The 16,505-nt window shown below is 60.5% G+C and carries 21 protein-coding genes; 18 read left to right on the forward strand and 3 right to left on the reverse strand.

Going from position 1 to position 16,505, the window contains the following annotated elements; genetic code table 11:
• Window positions 1-48 precede the first annotated feature (48 nt).
• The 6 genes from GTF44_RS04780 to GTF44_RS04805 all read left to right on the forward strand — a co-directional run bounded on the left by GTF44_RS04780 (window position 49) and on the right by GTF44_RS04805 (window position 5,827).
• Complete coding sequence (locus GTF44_RS04780; RefSeq protein ID WP_171557921.1) at window positions 49-708, forward strand: glutathione S-transferase family protein; 660 nt, start codon at window positions 49-51, stop codon at window positions 706-708.
• The gene (locus GTF44_RS04785; RefSeq protein WP_171557923.1) at window positions 701-1,552 is read left to right on the forward strand and encodes a hydroxymethylglutaryl-CoA lyase; all 852 of its coding nucleotides are present in this window, start codon (window positions 701-703) and stop codon (window positions 1,550-1,552) included. The genes GTF44_RS04780 and GTF44_RS04785 overlap by 8 nt, the downstream gene beginning before the upstream one ends.
• Window positions 1,549-2,298, forward strand: coding sequence for an SDR family NAD(P)-dependent oxidoreductase (locus GTF44_RS04790; protein ID WP_171557925.1), 750 nt, complete (start codon window positions 1,549-1,551; stop codon window positions 2,296-2,298). The genes GTF44_RS04785 and GTF44_RS04790 overlap by 4 nt, the downstream gene beginning before the upstream one ends.
• Before the next feature lies 1 nt (window position 2,299).
• Window positions 2,300-3,085, forward strand: a complete 786-nt coding sequence (locus tag GTF44_RS04795; protein WP_171557927.1) for a crotonase/enoyl-CoA hydratase family protein — start codon at window positions 2,300-2,302, stop codon at window positions 3,083-3,085.
• A 121-nt stretch (window positions 3,086-3,206) separates the two neighbouring features.
• The gene (locus tag GTF44_RS04800) at window positions 3,207-4,184 is read left to right on the forward strand and encodes an SDR family NAD(P)-dependent oxidoreductase (RefSeq protein WP_171557928.1); all 978 of its coding nucleotides are present in this window, start codon (window positions 3,207-3,209) and stop codon (window positions 4,182-4,184) included.
• A 77-nt stretch (window positions 4,185-4,261) separates the two neighbouring features.
• Window positions 4,262-5,827 carry an AMP-binding protein gene (locus tag GTF44_RS04805; RefSeq protein ID WP_171557930.1) on the forward strand — a complete coding sequence of 522 codons (1,566 nt, stop codon included), beginning with the start codon at window positions 4,262-4,264 and terminating at the stop codon, window positions 5,825-5,827.
• Between the two features lie 83 nt (window positions 5,828-5,910).
• Here the strand turns inward: GTF44_RS04805 and GTF44_RS04810 are convergent, their stop codons facing one another.
• Window positions 5,911-6,381, reverse strand: a complete 471-nt coding sequence (locus GTF44_RS04810) for a YHS domain-containing (seleno)protein (RefSeq protein WP_171557932.1) — start codon at window positions 6,379-6,381, stop codon at window positions 5,911-5,913.
• A 150-nt stretch (window positions 6,382-6,531) separates the two neighbouring features.
• Between GTF44_RS04810 and GTF44_RS04815 the strand changes: the two genes are divergently transcribed.
• Complete coding sequence (locus GTF44_RS04815) at window positions 6,532-7,119, forward strand: TetR/AcrR family transcriptional regulator (RefSeq protein WP_171557934.1); 588 nt, start codon at window positions 6,532-6,534, stop codon at window positions 7,117-7,119.
• 168 nt (window positions 7,120-7,287) lie between these two features.
• Here GTF44_RS04815 and GTF44_RS04820 read toward each other — a convergent pair whose 3' ends face one another.
• Window positions 7,288-7,953: a CPBP family intramembrane glutamic endopeptidase gene (locus tag GTF44_RS04820; RefSeq protein ID WP_171557936.1), complete on the reverse strand. Its 666-nt coding sequence runs from the start codon at window positions 7,951-7,953 to the stop codon at window positions 7,288-7,290.
• A 94-nt stretch (window positions 7,954-8,047) separates the two neighbouring features.
• Window positions 8,048-8,194: a hypothetical protein gene (locus GTF44_RS04825; RefSeq protein ID WP_171557937.1), complete on the reverse strand. Its 147-nt coding sequence runs from the start codon at window positions 8,192-8,194 to the stop codon at window positions 8,048-8,050.
• Between the two features lie 119 nt (window positions 8,195-8,313).
• On the opposite strand from GTF44_RS04825, the gene GTF44_RS04830 reads away from it, so the two are divergent.
• From GTF44_RS04830 to GTF44_RS04880, 11 genes are all read left to right on the forward strand, one after another.
• Entirely contained in the window at window positions 8,314-8,679 is a 366-nt protein-coding gene (locus GTF44_RS04830; protein ID WP_145211126.1) for an NADH-quinone oxidoreductase subunit A, read from the forward strand.
• Entirely contained in the window at window positions 8,679-9,203 is a 525-nt protein-coding gene (locus GTF44_RS04835) for an NADH-quinone oxidoreductase subunit B family protein (protein ID WP_171558626.1), read from the forward strand. The genes GTF44_RS04830 and GTF44_RS04835 overlap by 1 nt, the downstream gene beginning before the upstream one ends.
• 30 nt (window positions 9,204-9,233) lie before the next feature.
• Window positions 9,234-9,848 carry an NADH-quinone oxidoreductase subunit C gene (locus GTF44_RS04840; RefSeq protein WP_171557939.1) on the forward strand — a complete coding sequence of 205 codons (615 nt, stop codon included), beginning with the start codon at window positions 9,234-9,236 and terminating at the stop codon, window positions 9,846-9,848.
• The gene (locus tag GTF44_RS04845; RefSeq protein ID WP_145211117.1) at window positions 9,845-11,074 is read left to right on the forward strand and encodes an NADH-quinone oxidoreductase subunit D; all 1,230 of its coding nucleotides are present in this window, start codon (window positions 9,845-9,847) and stop codon (window positions 11,072-11,074) included. Before GTF44_RS04840 ends, GTF44_RS04845 begins: the two co-directional genes overlap by 4 nt.
• Before the next feature lie 97 nt (window positions 11,075-11,171).
• Window positions 11,172-12,236 (forward strand): NADH-quinone oxidoreductase subunit NuoE, encoded by a 1,065-nt coding sequence (nuoE, locus tag GTF44_RS04850; protein ID WP_171557941.1) that lies wholly within the window; start codon window positions 11,172-11,174, stop codon window positions 12,234-12,236.
• A gap of 73 nt (window positions 12,237-12,309) precedes the next feature.
• On the forward strand, window positions 12,310-12,954 hold the full coding sequence (locus GTF44_RS04855) for an NADH:ubiquinone oxidoreductase (protein ID WP_171557942.1): 645 nt from the start codon (window positions 12,310-12,312) through the stop codon (window positions 12,952-12,954).
• A 40-nt stretch (window positions 12,955-12,994) separates the two neighbouring features.
• The gene (locus GTF44_RS04860) at window positions 12,995-13,543 is read left to right on the forward strand and encodes a hypothetical protein (protein WP_171557944.1); all 549 of its coding nucleotides are present in this window, start codon (window positions 12,995-12,997) and stop codon (window positions 13,541-13,543) included.
• Window positions 13,544-13,629: 86 nt separating this feature from the next.
• Window positions 13,630-13,884, forward strand: coding sequence for a DUF5337 domain-containing protein (locus tag GTF44_RS04865; protein ID WP_171557946.1), 255 nt, complete (start codon window positions 13,630-13,632; stop codon window positions 13,882-13,884).
• On the forward strand, window positions 13,885-15,174 hold the full coding sequence (gene nuoF, locus GTF44_RS04870) for an NADH-quinone oxidoreductase subunit NuoF (protein ID WP_171557947.1): 1,290 nt from the start codon (window positions 13,885-13,887) through the stop codon (window positions 15,172-15,174).
• Window positions 15,175-15,587: 413 nt separating this feature from the next.
• Entirely contained in the window at window positions 15,588-15,842 is a 255-nt protein-coding gene (locus GTF44_RS04875; RefSeq protein WP_171557949.1) for a hypothetical protein, read from the forward strand.
• A gap of 194 nt (window positions 15,843-16,036) precedes the next feature.
• Window positions 16,037-16,468, forward strand: coding sequence for a DUF5333 domain-containing protein (locus tag GTF44_RS04880; protein WP_145211094.1), 432 nt, complete (start codon window positions 16,037-16,039; stop codon window positions 16,466-16,468).
• The last annotated feature ends 37 nt before the right edge of the window (window positions 16,469-16,505 follow it).

Below are 16,505 nucleotides of genomic sequence, written 5' to 3' on the forward strand. Positions count from 1 at the left end.
TGGACCGGAATTTTGCAAAATTCCGCGCTCCCATCCGGCGGGCGCACAATGATCCGCCTTCATCACGTCCCGTGGTCCCGGTCGTTCCGGGTGCTGTGGTTGTTGCAAGAAATGGGGGTCACGCCTGACTTGGTGCGCTACCGGATCGGCGACAAAGCGATGCGGGAAGAGGGGCTTTTGGCGCACTCGCCCGGGGGACGTATCCCGGCGCTGGAGATCGATGGCATCACGGTCTTCGAGAGCGCGGCGGTCCTGCAATATCTTTGCGAGAGCCGCCCGGAATTAGGATTCGGTCGGGCGCCGGGCGACCCGGATCGGGTGGCCTATTTGGAGGCGATGGGGTTTGCCGAGACCATGGCCTCGCTGATCGAGCAACTGAACCTAAACCATCTGTTCTTGCGTCCGCCCGCCAAGCCGTCCCCTGCGGTGGTGAAGCTCAACACTTTGCGGTTGAAGGCGACATTGGACGCGTTCGATCGGATGATCGCGGGCGAATACATCCTGCCCTCGGGGTTCTCGGCGGCGGATGCGATGATGGGGTTCAACCTCTTTGCCGCGCCCTATTACGTGAAACTCGATCCATGGCCGGGATTGCAGGCGTATTGGGAGCGGCTTTCGTCGCGGCCCGCGTTTCAAGCGGCAGCGACGCTTGAAGGCCCGCAGGAATTCTATGGCCAGGATTTTTATGAGGTGCCAAGCGATGGGTGAGTTCGTCGAGATTTTCGAGGTTGGCCCGCGGGACGGCCTACAAAATGAGAAACGGGAGATTCCGACGGCAGAAAAGATCGCCCTGGTCGATGCGCTGAGCCAGGCGGGGTTTCGGCGGATCGAGGTGGCGAGTTTCGTCAGCCCGAAATGGGTGCCGCAGATGGCCGATAGCGCCGATGTTTTGGCGGGCATTACCCGGGGCGACGGCATTCGCTATGCCGCGCTGACCCCAAATATGCGCGGCTATGAGGCGGCGCTTGCGGCCAAGGCCGATGAGATCGCCATTTTTGGCTCGGCCTCGGAAGGGTTCTCGCAGGCCAACATCAATGCCTCGATTGCGGAGAGTCTGGAGCGGTTCCGGCCTGTGGTGGAGGCTGCGCGGCATATCGATCTGCCGGTGCGCGGGTATGTGAGCTGCGTCACCGATTGCCCCTATGATGGGCCGACCGATCCGGGGCAGGTGGCGAAGGTCGCCGATCAGCTTTTTGCTATGGGCTGTTATGAAATCTCTCTCGGTGACACGATTGGGCAGGCAACGCCCGATAGCATCGCGCGCATGCTTTTGGCGGTGCGCGATGTGGTGCCCGTTGGGCGCTTGGCGGGGCATTACCATGACACAAGCGGACGGGCGCTCGACAATATCGACGCCTCGCTCAGCCTGGGCGTGCGGGTGTTCGACGCCGCTGTCGGCGGTTTGGGCGGATGCCCTTATGCGCCGGGGGCGGCGGGAAATGTGGCGACGGAGGCTGTCGTGCGGCATCTTGGGGCGCTTGGTTATGAGACCGGCTTGGATTTAGCAGCGGTAGAGGCGGCGGCGGAAACGGCAAAAGCGATGCGGGCATGACGCCGCGCCATGCCGTGATCGTGGGGGCCGGTCCCGGGCTTGGCGAGGCCCTTGCGCGGCGTTTCTTGAGCGGCGGCGCCAAAGTGAGCCTGATTGCCCGCGCAGAGGACCGCCTTGCGACGATGGCGACCGAGCTTCGGTCTGATTATCAAAAACCGGTAGCTTGGCGGGCTGCGGATGCCGGACAGCCCGATGTGTTAACTGCGGCCATCGCCGAATTGAGCGCGGAGCAGGGCGCACCAGATGTCCTTATCTACAACGCGGCGGTTCTACGGTCGCAAATGCCGCTGGGATTGGCACCCGAGACCTTGCTGGCGGAAACACGGGTCAATCTGGTTGGGGCATTGGCCGCCGCGCAAGCTGTCGCGCCTACGATGGTGGCAGCCGGGCGGGGGGCAATTCTTTTCACTGGCGGCGGGCTTGCGCTTGAGCCGTATCCGGAATGGACCTCCTTAGCAATTGGCAAAGCCGGTCTGCGCAGTTTGTCCTTTAGTCTTTACAAAGACTTGTCGCCGAAAGGTGTGCATGTTGCGGTGATCGCGGTCTGTGGTTTGGTGGTGCCTGGCGGCCTCTTTGACCCCGATGATATCGCTGAGGAGTATTGGCGCCTTTCTGTCGCGCCTAAGGGGCTCGCCGATCGCGAGCGCATTATTCAACCAACCGGAAGCGACCCGTTTTATAACGATCCCGAGCGACGGCATCGGGAGACCACGGTTCCGCCGATGCACTTGAAAGAAGGAACCTGAGATGACCGAGACACTTTCCATTGCAGTCGATGGACGCGGAGTGGCGACGGTTACGCTGAACCGAGTCGAAAAACACAATGCGCTTGATGCGCAGATGATTGCGGAGTTGACGGAGACGGCGGACCGGCTGGGGCGTGATCCGGCGGTGCGGGTGGTGGTTTTGACCGGAGCGGGGCGGAGCTTTTGCGCGGGTGGTGATCTCACGTGGATGAAGGCGCAGATGGCGGCAGACGGTGCAACGCGGGCGGCGGAGGCCCGCAAACTGGCGGATATGCTCGGCGCGCTTGATCGGATGCCGAAACCGCTGATCGGTCGGGTGCAGGGGCAGGCTTTTGGCGGCGGCGTTGGCATGATGTCGGTCTGCGATGTTGCGATTGGGGTCGATAGCGCGAAGTTTGGATTGACTGAGGTGCGGTTGGGGCTGATCCCGGCGACCATCGGGCCGTATGTCGTTGCCCGGATGGGCGCGGCAAAGGCGCGGCGGGTGTTTTTCTCCGGCCGGGTCTTTGGCGCAGCAGAGGCGGTGGAGCTGGACCTTCTGGCGCGCGTGGTGCCCGAGGCAGAGCTAGATGCGGCGGTGGAGCGTGAGATTGCGCCTTATCTGAATGCGGCCCCGGGCGCTGTTGCGGAGGGCAAGGCCGTGGTTGCCGCGCTTGGCACGCGGATCGGCGAGGCTGAGGTGGCGATGTCGGTCGAGGCCTTGGTGACCCGGTGGGAGAGTGCCGAAAGCGCCGAGGGGATTGGGGCGTTTTTTGACAAGCGCAAGCCGGGCTGGGCGGCCCCCTGAGAGATTGCGCCCGCTGGCGCGGTCGCCGGGGCGTCCTCGCGGACGCTCGGACGCAGCACGAATTTGCGATGGTGTCCCGCGGAGCGCGGCGTATTTCTAGGGAAGATGAGAGGAGCCGGGTGTGAAAGCAATTTGGTATGAAGGATTTGGCCCTGCCAAGGACGTTTTGACATTTGGCGAGATGGCCGATCCTGAGCCGGGGCCGGGCGAGGTCTTGGTGCGTGTCAAAGCCTCGGGGATCAACCCCTCGGATGTAAAACTCCGGGGAGGCGCGCGCCCGGGGGCCGTGATGGCCTATCCGCGCGTGGTGCCACATTCCGATGGGGCGGGCATTATCGAGGCGGTTGGCGCGGGCGTGAATCCGGGCCGGGTTGGCGATCGGGTCTGGCTTTGGAATGCGCAGTGGCAGCGGGCCTTTGGGACGGCGGCTGAACTGGTCGCTCTGCCGGACGCGCAGGCGGTGCCTTTGCCGGACGGAACCTCCTTTGCCGAAGGGGCGTGTTTCGGCATTCCGGCGATGACCGCATGGATGGCGGTTTGCGGCGACGGGCCGGTCGAGGGGCAGACCATTTTGGTGACTGGCGGGGCCGGAACCGTGGGGCGCTATGCCTGCCAGATGGCGGCATTGGCGGGCGCGCGGGTGATCACCACCGTCTCCTCGGCAGAGAAAGGCGCGCATTCGACTGCCGAGACCTGGATCAACTACCGCACTGACGATGTGGCGAGCGCGGTCATGGATCTGACCGACGGCGCGGGGGTCGACCGGATTGTCGAAGTGGATTTTGCCGCCAATCAGGCGATGAGCCTCGCTATGGTGAAACCCGGCGGAGTGATCGCCTCCTATGCTTCGGCCAGTGAGCAGGTGCCACGGCTCGAGTTCTATCCGTTCATGTTCAAAAACGTGAAACTGCACATGCTGATTTGCTATCAGATGGCCCTGGCCGATCATCGGCGGGGCGAGGCGCAGCTGACAGACTGGCTGGAGGCCGGTGAGCTGTCTCATGCGGTGGTGCCGGGCGGACGCCTGGCCGATTGCGCCGCCGCTCATGAATTGGTTGAGGCCGGGCAAAAACTCGGAACTGTTGTGATCGATATTTGATCGCGGCTTTGTTTTTGCGACACCTGTGCTAGCTTTCCCTAGCCGGCCCCGCAAAGAGGGCCAGACCGGGAGGATCCATGACTATTTTTTCAAACCTCTATCCAGAGGTCTCTCTCAGCGATCTGTCGATCACCGAACGGCTTTTTCAGGGGCTAGAAGGGCGGCCCGATGATGTGGCGATCATCGATGGGCCCTCGGGGCAGACAATGACGGCGAGCGCCTTGATGGATCAGATCAAGCGCTTGGCGGGCGGGTTGACGGCGCGCGGCTCTTTGCCAGGCAAAACAATCGCCATTCTGGCGCCGAATTGCCCGGATTACGCGGTGGTGTTTCATGGGGTCGCCTTCGCGGGCGGTACGATCACCACCTTGAACCCGACCTATACCGCGCCGGAGATTCAACATCAGTTGCGGGATTCGGGCGCGGCGATGTTGATCACAATCCCGGCTTTGGCCGATTTGGCGCGCGAGGGGATGAAAGACACTCCTACATCGGAGCTGGTCGTGATCGGGGGCGGGGTCGACGACGCGCTTTCGCTGGATGATCTGATGGGCGCACCGCAAGAGGCACAGGCCGCGGTGGATCTCGATACCTTCCCAGTGGTTTTACCCTATTCGAGCGGCACGACGGGTCGGCCCAAAGGGGTGATGCTGAGCCACCGCAACATTGTGACCAATGTGAACCAACTGGCGGTGCCAACCGATATGCGACCGGGCGAAACCGTGATCGCCTTTCTGCCGTTCTTCCATATCTACGGCATGACGGTGTTGATGAACCTGGCCTTGGCGCGGGAAGCGCGCTTGGTGACCATGCCGCGCTTCGATCTGGAGCTGTTTTTGCAGTTGATCCAAACCCATGCGGTGAACCGGCTCTATATCGTGCCACCGGTCGCCCTGGCCTTGGCGAAACATCCGATGGTGGATCAATACGATATGTCCTCGGTGCATTCGATCTTCTCTGGCGCGGCCCCTTTGAGTGCCGAAGTGGAGGAGGCGGTTGGCAAACGGCTCGGCGCGGAGTCGATCCAAGGTTACGGCATGACCGAGATGAGCCCGGTCAGCCATTCCACTTATCGCGGGAAGCCACGCCACGGTTCCTCAGGGCAAGCGGTGCCGAACACCGAATGCCGGATTGTCGACCCGGAGACCGGCCGCGATATGGGGCCGGATGAAGAGGGCGAGCTTTGGGTGCGCGGGCCGCAGGTCATGATGGGCTATCTCAACAATCCAGAGGCCACCGCGGCGACCAAGACCGAAGATGGCTGGCTAAAGACGGGCGATTTGGCGGTGATCGATGCCGATGGCTATATGTTCATCCGCGACCGGCTGAAAGAATTGATCAAATACAAAGGCTTCGCGGTCGCGCCAGCGGAGGTGGAGGCGGCGCTGATCGGGCATGATCAGGTGATTGATGCCGCCGTGGTTGGCAAGCCCGATGATGAGGCCGGTGAGTTGCCGATTGCCTTTGTCGTCGCTGCACCCGGCGCGGAAATCGGCCAGCCCGAGATGCAGGCCCATGTGGAAGGCTGTTTGGCGCATTACAAACACCCCGCAGAGTTCCGCTTTGTCGATAGCGTGCCGAAATCCGCCTCGGGGAAGATTTTGCGCCGGTTTTTGCGGGATGAGTTGCGGGCGGAGCGTTGAGACCCGCGGTGGGGCATCGGTCTCAATGAACAGAGCGAGCCGCGGCGGTGTCCCGCCGCGGCCCCTGTCGAAACCAGTCGAGATTACTGCAGATCCGCGGGGGGGACGTTCGCAATCTCGGGCCAGTTCTCGTCAGCTTGGGCGACGTAGCCGGGGATGTCGGTCAACCAGCGTTCCTGAATATCGGCGGAGATGTTGAGGAACAGTTCACCATCGACAATCCGCCACTGTTCCGGATCGCCGTCGAACTTGAAGCCCATCGCGGCGCCAAAGGCGCAGTAGCCGCCATATTGTGGCAGATAGGCTTCCGGGTCGGCCTCAAACGCGGCCCGGTGCTCTTCATTGGCAAAGCGGTACGTGGCGTCGTTATAGGAGGCGGTGATCGTCCAATCGCCGGGCGTGGCTTCGCCCTCGGTGAAGTAGGCGACGGGGTCATAGCCTTGCAGGGCTAGGCCGGTGGAGGAGGCATTGAGTTCCACGCCAGCGGCAATGCTGGAGGTTGCGATTGCGACGGAAAGTGCCGCGCCTGTGAAGAAAGTTTTGAGAGTGTTCATCGGTCTATCCACTTCTGTCTTGCCAGAGCGCCTTTGCGCTTTGGCTTATGTGAGGAGATGTTCGCGGCGCGGTGGCCGGGAACAGATGTTTTGTGCCATTAGGAACCAATTGGTACAAATCAACTGACTGTGATAGAAGAGGATATTGATATGTTTGACGCACGGGATGGAGCGCTTAACCCCATGGGCCGGCCAAGAGAATTTGATACGGAGACCGCTCTGAAAGGGGCGATGGATATTTTTTGGCGGCAGGGATATGTGGCGACCAATTTGCCTGATCTTCTGGATGCGATGGGGTTGACGCGCGGCAGTTTCTACAAGGCGTTCAAGGACAAAGAGAGCGTCTATCTGACCACGCTGGATCATTATGATCGGGAGGTGGTCTCACGCACCGTGCGGGCTTTGCAGACCTGCGAGGCTGAGACCGCCAGTGAGTGCCTGTCGCTGATCTTCGCGGCCCCGGCGGACCCGGGGCGGGGGTGTTTTATCTGCAACGCGATGGTGGAGTTGGGGCCGGTGCAACCAGAGGTGAAGGCGCGCACGAGCCGAATGGCCGACCGGCTGCGGGATGCGATCAAAGGCGTTTTGATTCGATATGGTACGCACGACGGGGCCGAGGAGACGGCCGATGTGATCTTACATCTCTATTTTGGGCATCAGGCATTGGGAAAAGCGGCAGCGGGGCGCGCGGACTGGCCGCAAAGGCTTGCCCATGTCCTGGCCGAACGGTCGCTCTGAGCCGTGTGAGAGGGAAGGTGCCCCTCTCATGGGCCGCATGAAGGCTTTCTGCGTTAAGCATCTTGCCGAGGGACACATCGGCATCTGCCAGGCTTCGCGTCACGATCGTTTGATAAACGGCGTTACCGTCGGGCTGCGTCATCCGCTCCTCCCTCTCCATACCGATTTTTAGCGCCGCAGCCGGGCGAGCAGCGGGCCCAGAACGATGCCAACAAAATCGGTAACGACATGGGCGATGATATTGGCCAGAAGATCACCATGCCACAGAAAAAAGGCTGTCAGGGCCGCGCCGGATATCGCCGTGGTCAGGGCCGGTCCGATGCCCCACATCGGGATATGGGCCAAAGCGAATACAGTGACGACGAATGTCGCCGCAAGGATGGGGTCAAGGCCCAAGGACGTAAGGGCCGCCAGGGCGATGCCGCGATAAAGAAGCTCTTCGACAATGCCGCCAACCACAACGGCCAACACAAGATACCAGATCGGCAGGTCGGCAAGCGCAGACAGCGTTTCTTCAAACCCATTGAGATCAAGCCATAACGGCATGCGGAGGAGAATAGGCCCCAGCCCGAAGATAAAGAATACGGACATCGCTCCGCCCCAGAGCCATGTATGGAGATCGGGTAATCCAAACCCAAGATCGCTTACAGGGACACGCAGCGGGCCGAGGGCGATCCAAAGGCAAGTGATCGCCAAACCGGCAAGGAGAAGTTGCAGGAGCAGGTTCAGTGAGAGGCGCGTGGCACCTGCGACCGATCTTTGACCGATCTGCGCGATCGCAATGGGGCCGCCCAAGGCCAGCAAGAGAACAAGGATGGAAAGTGTGTCGATCATCGCGATCAGATCCCGGATCGTGCAAAGGGCGAATTTAGATCTTGCCCGCCTCTCTTCAGCCCATCTTCTCCGAAGGGTGTTTCCGATCCAAGATTCAGATATCGGTGGCGGCAGGCTCTCGCCACATTGCTGGCACGGAGAGGTTTGGGCGCGCAGAGTAGAGGTCGATCACGCCTGGACGCACATCTATCGCGCCATTCTGAAACGCGAGAATGGTTCGATCATTCTCCGGGGGTTGCATCCCCATAACTCCCCTTTTGCCGCACAGCCTGTAGTTGACCCCCTCCGTTGCCAGATATAGAGGTGAGCAGGACCGGACCGATGGTCCTCAGGCGTGCAGTCCAGCCAAGGAGACCTCAGGTGGAAGACCTGCTCAGAGACTATGCCCCGATCCTGATTTTTCTGGCTCTGGCCATCGGCTTGGGGATTGTATTGATCCTCGCCGCCGTGGTTTTGGCGGTGCGCAACCCCGACCCTGAAAAGGTCTCGGCTTATGAATGCGGGTTCAACGCGTTTGACGATGCGCGGATGAAATTCGACGTGCGCTTCTACCTCGTGGCGATCCTGTTCATCATCTTTGACCTGGAAGTTGCGTTCCTCTTCCCCTGGGCGGTGGCGTTTTCCGACATATCTATGGTGGGGTTCTGGTCGATGATGGTCTTCCTGGCCGTCCTGACGATCGGCTTCGCCTATGAGTGGAAAAAGGGAGCGTTGGAATGGCAGTAATGACTGGCGCGAACACCGCGGGCGCGGACCGCGAAGTGGCCACGCAAGAATTGAACCGCGAATTGCAGGATAAGGGGTTCCTGCTGACTTCGACCGAAGACATCATCAACTGGGCACGTACCGGGTCGCTGCATTGGATGACCTTCGGCTTGGCCTGTTGCGCGGTCGAGATGATGCACACCTCGATGCCGCGCTATGATGCCGAACGCTTCGGAATTGCGCCCCGCGCCTCCCCGCGGCAGTCGGATGTGATGATTGTGGCCGGCACGCTGACCAACAAAATGGCACCGGCGCTGCGCAAAGTGTACGACCAGATGCCCGAGCCGCGTTATGTGATCTCGATGGGGTCCTGCGCCAATGGCGGTGGCTATTACCACTACAGCTATTCCGTGGTGCGCGGCTGCGACCGGATTGTGCCGGTGGATATCTATGTGCCGGGCTGCCCGCCGACCGCCGAAGCCCTGCTTTACGGTATTTTGCAGCTTCAGCGGAAAATCCGCCGGACCGGGACGATCACCCGCTAAGGGCCGCGACGCCCGCGAGGAGAGACGAGAATGAGCGACGAGAGCCTGCGCGAACTGGCCGAGCATATCGCCGAAAAGCAAGCCGATGCGGTTGTCGGAACCGAGATCGCTTTTGGCGAGCTGACCGTGGAAATCACGGCGACCGAGGTCGACGATTTTGTCGAGTTCCTGAAAACGGACCGGAATTGCGCGTTTTCGACCCTGATCGACATCACGGCGGTGGATTACCCGACTCGGGACAAACGCTTCGATGTCGTTTGGCATTTCCTCTCAATGTATCAAAACCACCGCATTCGCGTGAAAGCGCAGGTCCGCGTGGATCAGATTGTGGCCTCGATCAGCAGCCTCTATCCTTCGGCGAATTGGTATGAGCGTGAGGTGTTCGACATGTTCGGCATTCTCTTCTCGGGGCACCCCGATTTGCGTCGTATTCTGACTGATTATGGGTTCCGCGGGCATCCGCTGCGCAAGGATTTCCCGACCACGGGCTATACCGAGGTCCGCTATGACGAGAAGCTGAAGCGCGTGGTCTATGAGCCGGTGAGCCTAGTGCAGGAGTATCGGCAGTTCGACTTCATGTCGCCGTGGGAGGGGGCGGAATACATCCTGCCCGGGGATGAGAAATCCGAGGAGGCGGCGAAATGATGGACGGCGGCACAGATACCGGGCGCGGCTTCGAAGACGCGCAGACCGGCGAACAGCAAATCCGCAATTTCAACATCAATTTCGGGCCGCAGCACCCGGCGGCGCATGGCGTGTTGCGTCTGGTTCTGGAGTTGGACGGCGAGATTTGTGAGCGCTGCGACCCGCATATCGGCCTTCTGCATCGCGGCACCGAGAAGTTGATGGAGAGCCGGACTTACCTGCAAAACCTGCCTTACTTCGATCGGCTGGATTATGTCGGCACGATGAACCAGGAACATGCTTGGTGCCTGGCGATCGAGAAACTGACCGGCACCGAGGTGCCGCGCCGGGCACAGTTGATCCGCGTGCTCTATTGCGAGATCGGGCGCATCCTGAACCACATCCTCAATGTGACGACGCAGGCCCTAGATGTTGGCGCGCTGACCCCGCCGCTTTGGGGGTTTGAAGAGCGCGAGAAGCTGATGATCTTCTATGAGCGCGCCTGCGGGGCGCGGCTCCACGCCGCCTATTTCCGCCCAGGTGGGGTGCATCAGGATCTGCCGCCCGATCTGATCGAGGATATCGATAGCTGGGCCAAGGGGTTCCCGAAAGTTCTGGACGATATCGACGGGCTTCTGACGGAGAACCGGATCTTCAAACAGCGCAATGCCGATATCGGCATCGTCACAGAGGAAGACATTCAGAACTGGGGCTATTCCGGCGTGATGGTGCGCGGATCGGGCCTCGCCTGGGATTTGCGGCGCGCGCAGCCCTATGAATGCTACGACGAGTTTGAATTCATGATCCCGGTTGGCAAGAATGGCGATTGTTATGACCGCTATCTCTGCCGCATGGCTGAGATGCGCGAAAGCGCCAAGATCATCATCCAGGCCTGCGAGAAACTGCGGAATGAGCCGGGCGAGATTATGGCGCGTGGCAAGATCACACCCCCAAGCCGGGGTGACATGAAAACCTCGATGGAAGCGCTGATCCACCACTTCAAGCTCTACACCGAAGGCTTTCACGTGCCGGCAGGCGAGGTTTATGCAGCGGTGGAAGCGCCGAAAGGTGAATTCGGGGTTTATCTGGTCGCCGACGGGACGAACAAACCTTATCGCTCGAAAATCCGCGCGCCTGGCTACCCGCATCTGCAATCGATGGATCACCTTTGCAAGGGGCACCAATTGGCGGATGTCTCGGCTATTTTGGGCTCACTCGATATCGTGTTTGGCGAGGTGGATCGGTAGTTGTCGCCCATGCTTCTCTGCTTCAAAAATATCCCCGCCGGAGGCATCAGCGCGTGCCACGCTCGCCCCGGCCTGACGCATAAGGACCGCGCCTGATATGCTCCGCCGTCTTCACCTCGACCAACCCGACAGCTTCGCCTTCACGCCCGCCAATCAGGCCTGGGCCGAGGCGCAGATCACCAAATACCCCGAGGGCCGGCAGGCCAGCGCGATCATTCCGCTGCTTTGGCGGGCGCAGGAGCAGGAAGGATGGCTGAGCCGCCCGGCTATTGAATATGTCTGCGATATGCTTGGCATGGCGCATATCCGGGGCCTCGAAGTCGCAACCTTCTATTTCATGTTTCAGCTTCAGCCGGTCGGATCGGTCGCGCATATCCAGGTTTGCGGCACGACCTCCTGTATGATCTGCGGCGCAGAAGACCTGATCGGGGTGTGTCAGGAAAAGATTGCCAAGCGGCCGCATCAACTCTCTGCCGATGGCAAGTTTTCCTGGGAAGAGGTGGAATGCCTCGGCTCTTGCGCCAACGCACCGATGGCCCAGATCGGCAAGGATTACTACGAAGACCTGACGGCGGAGAAGCTCGGTTGGATCATCGACGAGATGGCCGCTGGTCGGGTGCCGACACCCGGGCCGCAAAACGGGCGCTATGCCTCGGAACCGGCGGGCGGGCTGACCTCGCTGAAAGACTACGAAGCGGGCAAAGACGATCTGAACGTCTCGGCCCGTTTAGCAACCGATATTGGCGACACGATCAAACGGATCGACGGGACCGAAGTGCCGCTGATCGCCAATTGGGGCCGTCAGTCGGGCGGCGATGTCGCTGAGGCGCCCGCGAAACCCAAAGCGACGCCTGCGCCTGCCGCCAAAGCCGCGCCGACACCAGAACCGGCAACTCCGCCTGCCTCTGAGCCGGCGGTGGCTGAGGTGGCACCAGAAACGCTAAGCGCGCCGCGCGACGGTGGGGCCGACGATCTGAAACGGATCAGCGGTGTCGGGCCGAAGCTTGAGGGTGTGCTGAACGAGTTGGGCTTCTGGCATTTCGACCAGATCGCGGCCTGGACCGAGGCCGAGATCGCTTGGGTCGATGCCCGGTTGAAGTTTAAAGGTCGTATTGAACGCGATGATTGGATCGCCCAGGCCCGCAGTTTCGCTTCAGAATAAGGCAAGACAGGGCCGATCTCTCACGCTAGCTTGTGACCGCGAAAACGCATCACAAGTCTAGGGGAGATGTCGGATGAACGAGACGTCGGGCGCGCCGAGCTGCGCAACGATCTGTTGGATTGCAGGTGGCGTTTTGGGCCTGCTGCTGATGATCATTTTGATCTCAACGGCGGGTTGGGGATTTTTCGGGGCACTGATCGTCGGCGCTTTGGTCGGTATTGGCGCGGCCTATCTGCTGAAGATGCTCTTCTGCAACAGGGCGCAAACGGCGGGTGAGACCATGGCGCGCCCTGCATCAACCGCCGCAAGCGCGCCACCAGCACCTGTGGTCACGCCAGCGCCGGAGGCAGAACCCGAGACACCCGCGCCGACAGAGGCCGTAGAGCCTACGCCTGTATCGACACCCGCGCCAACGTCAGTTTCCGATGCAGGCACACAACCTCAAGGGCTCGCTGCCGCTCGTGAAGGTGGCGCAGATGATCTCAAGAAGATCAAAGGCGTTGGGCCAAAGCTTGAGCAGATGCTCAACGAGATGGGCTATTACCATTTCGATCAGATTGCCGCGTGGACTGCTGATGAGGTGGCTTGGGTCGATGCCAATCTCAAAGGGTTCAAGGGCCGGGTCAGTCGCGACACCTGGGTCGAGCAGGCGAAGCTATTGGCCGCAGGGGGTGAGACCGATTTTTCCAAGAAAGTTGACGAAGGCGATGTATATTGACCCTCGGGAGGAAGTTGTGACTGCCGCTTAGGAGAGCAAAATGAAACTGGCAGAGAATCTCTGGCTTGGGTCCGTCGCGGCCCAGCAAAACCTTCTTCACATGGTTAACTATTCCACCGCGTTCTATGGCGCCGCGGCGCTGCAAGGGGCGCATCTGGGTCTTACGGCTCCGGTGACGTTTTGGTCGGCCCTTTCACGCGTGAGTGACGGGGCGATCCCGGCCAATCTGGATGTTACCCCGCCAGCACCGGCTCCTGCGCCAAAAGCCGAGGCTTCGAAACCGCAGCCCGCCGAGGCTGCGCCCATCGCCGCCGAGCCGGACGTGGTGCCGGATATCAAGCCGGTCGCCGCGAGCCCACATTTGTTGGACGCGCCGCGTGACGGCAAAGCGGATGACTTGACCGTCATTTCGGGGATCGGGCCAAAGCTGGCGGAGACGTTGGGCGAATTTGGTATCTACCACTATGACCAAATCGCGTCGCTGGACACGGTTGGCATTGATTGGCTGAACGAACAGCAACCGGGTTTCAAAGCCCTGGTGGCTCGGTTCGACTTGGTTGGGCAGGCGAAAGTGTTGGCGACCGGGTAAGTCACGCCAAAACGGGCGGTGTGCATTGTGCGCCGCCCGCGATCTGGGATAGACCCACCAGGCCAGGACCAATGTGACCGCGACCCATGCCTCAATCCACCGATCCCGATCACCGCAATGTGCGCCAGATTCGTCTGGCCGCGATTGTTATGGCGGCGACGATGGTGATCTGGATGGGCGCGCAACTCTTGGGCGGCCAGTTGGGATTGCCCGCCCGGTTTGTGTTTTTGTTCGACCTTGCGGCAATCGCGGCTCTGGTCTGGGCGCTTTTTGTGACGTATCAGGTGCATAAGGCGCGGCGCGACCGTCGGGCGCGCGGCACGGAGGATAAGGACAGATAGATGCTCCAGGACAAAGATCGGATTTTCACCAATCTCTACGGCATGCATGACCGGACATTGGCCGGTGCGAAGAGCCGTGGCCATTGGGATGGCACTGACAAGCTGGTGCAGTTGGGCCGCGATAAGATTGTGGAGATCATGAAAGGGTCTGGCCTGCGCGGACGCGGCGGGGCGGGTTTCCCCACCGGGTTGAAATGGTCGTTCATGCCAAAAGAAAGCGATGGCCGACCGTCCTATCTGGTGGTGAATGCCGACGAATCCGAGCCCGGCACCTGCAAAGACCGCGAGATTATGCGAAATGATCCGCATACGTTGATCGAAGGGTGTTTGATCGCGAGTTTCGCGATGGGCGCGAATGTCAGCTATATCTATATCCGTGGCGAATATATCCGCGAGCGCGAGGCGCTGCAGGCCGCGATTGATGAATGCTATGACAATGGCTTGCTTGGCAAAAACGCGGCCGGGTCGGGGTGGGATTTCGACCTCTACCTCGCTCATGGCGCAGGCGCATATATTTGCGGCGAAGAAACCGCTTTGCTTGAGAGCCTCGAGGGCAAAAAGGGCATGCCGCGGATGAAGCCACCCTTCCCGGCAGGCGCGGGGCTCTATGGCTGCCCGACCACCGTGAACAACGTGGAATCCATCGCTGTGGTGCCAACGATCCTGCGGCGGGGGGCGGATTGGTTTGCGGGGTTTGGCCGCCCGAACAACTCCGGCACCAAGCTTTTCGCGATCTCTGGCCATGTGAATAACCCTTGTGTCGTCGAAGAAGAGATGTCGATCCCGTTTGACGAGCTGATTGAGCGTCATTGCGGCGGCATTCGCGGCGGCTGGGACAATCTTAAGGCCGTGATCCCCGGCGGATCCTCGGTGCCCTGTCTGCCCGGCTCGGTGATGCGCGAAGACGCGATCATGGATTTCGATTGGCTGCGGGAACAGCAATCCGGCCTCGGAACGGCGGCGGTGATCGTGATGGACAACTCCACCGACATCATCAAAGCGATCTGGCGGCTCTCGAAATTCTATAAGCACGAGAGCTGCGGCCAGTGCACACCCTGTCGCGAAGGCACCGGCTGGATGATGCGTGTGATGGACCGTTTGGTGAAGGGCGAAGCAGATGTCGAAGAGATCGACATGCTGCTCGACGTCACCAAACAGGTGGAAGGCCACACGATCTGCGCCCTTGGTGATGCCGCCGCTTGGCCGATCCAAGGCCTGATCCGGCATTTCCGTGACGAGATTGAAGACCGGATCAAACATAAACGCGGCGCAGCCATCGCGGCGGAGTGACGCCAGCGTTTTTTTGAGGCCGTCGAGATCATCAGTATCCTGGCATCATCGTGCCTTGCAGGTGTGGCTGTTTCACAGATCGCTCACCGGTCCGGGCGCTCCAAGATCGCGTGGCTGGGCCGTTAGCTGGGTGGCCTGCTCCTCTCCATAACGCTTTTGCTTAGAGCCCCATTAAGTGGATAGGGGGCCGTCCACATCGGACCCATCGCCGGGGACTCTAGGCCCTTTTGCGCCTCGTCAGATTCACACTGGTGACGAGAGATAGGCGCGCCCTGTGGCACGGCGGACTCAGCCAAGTTGCCACATGCACAGTCTGATCTTGCTGAAAATCTGATTTTTTCTATTCTGGCAACAATCAAGAATACCGGCCCGCAGTGTATGACGGGCCGACATGCATGACGAGGGGCAGTTTCATGGCAAGCGTTTATCGCGTTGGTTTGACATTGATTTTTCTCTGCTGCTGCGTGGCGGGGATGATCCTGGGCTATACTTGGGGTATTGGCGGCTCGATCCTGGGCGTGGTTCTGGGGGCCATGCTGGCCTCAGTCATTGCGCTGATGCTGAACACGCCGGAGCGGATGGAGACGGCGTTTTACTCGATCTTGACGCTCATATTCATCGCGACGACGATCTACCTCATCATCACATTTTGGGGCGTGCGGCTTTAGGGCCAAGACCTCTCGAACTGCTCTACCCGCAGACCGAAAGACTCGAGCACGGTGCGTCATAGATCGGCGTGAAGTCCCGTATTCGAGGGGAAAAGCGCGGGAAATCGCCCATATCGGCACCGCGTTATTGAATATCAAATGTCGCAAACCCCAGATCACCCTGATGGCAGGACGGATCTCGTGAAGGATTTGAGATGAGACATTATGCGAAAGTGCTGGGCCTCTGCGTGCTGGTCTCGGGCTTCGGTTTATTAACGTCGATGGCGATGGCCCAAGAGGACAGATGGCAGGGGTTGCGCGATGACCCGCAGATCGCGAGCGGCGTGTTGGTCGCCGCGATTGGGCGGCTGATTGAGGACAATTGCCCGACGATCGAAAGACGGCGCGGTCCGGCGCGGTTGGCGGCGCTTCCCTTGTTCAACCGGGCCTTATCGCTCGGCTATTCTCAGAGTGAGATCGCAGCCTATATTGATGACGACATCGAAAAAGAGCGGGTGCGGGGCCTGGCGCGCCGATGGTTGGCGCAGCAAGGCGCCTCGGAGGACGTGCCGGAAACCATCTGTCAGGTGGGCCGCGACGAAATTTCCGCCGGTTCTACAATTGGCAGATTGCTCCGAGAGGGTTAGAAGGCGGAGAACGGCACACCTGGGGCTGATTTGACCT

Source organism: Roseobacter sp. HKCCD6576-2, assembly GCF_013179285.1.
Classification (GTDB): Bacteria; Pseudomonadota; Alphaproteobacteria; order Rhodobacterales; family Rhodobacteraceae; genus Rhodophyticola; species Rhodophyticola oceani.

Bases quoted from the DNA above. Each gene is read 5' to 3' on its own strand.
- GTF44_RS04840 (WP_171557939.1), top strand. From the start codon at position 9,234: ATGAGCGACGAGAGCCTGCGCGAACTGGCCGAGCATATCGCCGAAAAG.
- nuoF (WP_171557947.1), top strand. From the start codon at position 13,885: ATGCTCCAGGACAAAGATCGGATTTTCACCAATCTCTACGGCATGCAT.
- GTF44_RS04810 (WP_171557932.1), bottom strand. From the start codon at position 6,381: ATGAACACTCTCAAAACTTTCTTCACAGGCGCGGCACTTTCCGTCGCA.
- GTF44_RS04805 (WP_171557930.1), top strand. From the start codon at position 4,262: ATGACTATTTTTTCAAACCTCTATCCAGAGGTCTCTCTCAGCGATCTG.
- GTF44_RS04875 (WP_171557949.1), top strand. From the start codon at position 15,588: ATGGCAAGCGTTTATCGCGTTGGTTTGACATTGATTTTTCTCTGCTGC.
- nuoE (WP_171557941.1), top strand. From the start codon at position 11,172: ATGCTCCGCCGTCTTCACCTCGACCAACCCGACAGCTTCGCCTTCACG.
- GTF44_RS04790 (WP_171557925.1), top strand. From the start codon at position 1,549: ATGACGCCGCGCCATGCCGTGATCGTGGGGGCCGGTCCCGGGCTTGGC.
- GTF44_RS04785 (WP_171557923.1), top strand. From the start codon at position 701: ATGGGTGAGTTCGTCGAGATTTTCGAGGTTGGCCCGCGGGACGGCCTA.
- GTF44_RS04860 (WP_171557944.1), top strand. From the start codon at position 12,995: ATGAAACTGGCAGAGAATCTCTGGCTTGGGTCCGTCGCGGCCCAGCAA.
- GTF44_RS04815 (WP_171557934.1), top strand. From the start codon at position 6,532: ATGTTTGACGCACGGGATGGAGCGCTTAACCCCATGGGCCGGCCAAGA.
- GTF44_RS04845 (WP_145211117.1), top strand. From the start codon at position 9,845: ATGATGGACGGCGGCACAGATACCGGGCGCGGCTTCGAAGACGCGCAG.
- GTF44_RS04780 (WP_171557921.1), top strand. From the start codon at position 49: ATGATCCGCCTTCATCACGTCCCGTGGTCCCGGTCGTTCCGGGTGCTG.
- GTF44_RS04880 (WP_145211094.1), top strand. From the start codon at position 16,037: ATGAGACATTATGCGAAAGTGCTGGGCCTCTGCGTGCTGGTCTCGGGC.
- GTF44_RS04835 (WP_171558626.1), top strand. From the start codon at position 8,679: ATGACTGGCGCGAACACCGCGGGCGCGGACCGCGAAGTGGCCACGCAA.
- GTF44_RS04795 (WP_171557927.1), top strand. From the start codon at position 2,300: ATGACCGAGACACTTTCCATTGCAGTCGATGGACGCGGAGTGGCGACG.
- GTF44_RS04825 (WP_171557937.1), bottom strand. From the start codon at position 8,194: ATGCAACCCCCGGAGAATGATCGAACCATTCTCGCGTTTCAGAATGGC.
- GTF44_RS04820 (WP_171557936.1), bottom strand. From the start codon at position 7,953: ATGATCGACACACTTTCCATCCTTGTTCTCTTGCTGGCCTTGGGCGGC.
- GTF44_RS04855 (WP_171557942.1), top strand. From the start codon at position 12,310: ATGAACGAGACGTCGGGCGCGCCGAGCTGCGCAACGATCTGTTGGATT.
- GTF44_RS04865 (WP_171557946.1), top strand. From the start codon at position 13,630: ATGCCTCAATCCACCGATCCCGATCACCGCAATGTGCGCCAGATTCGT.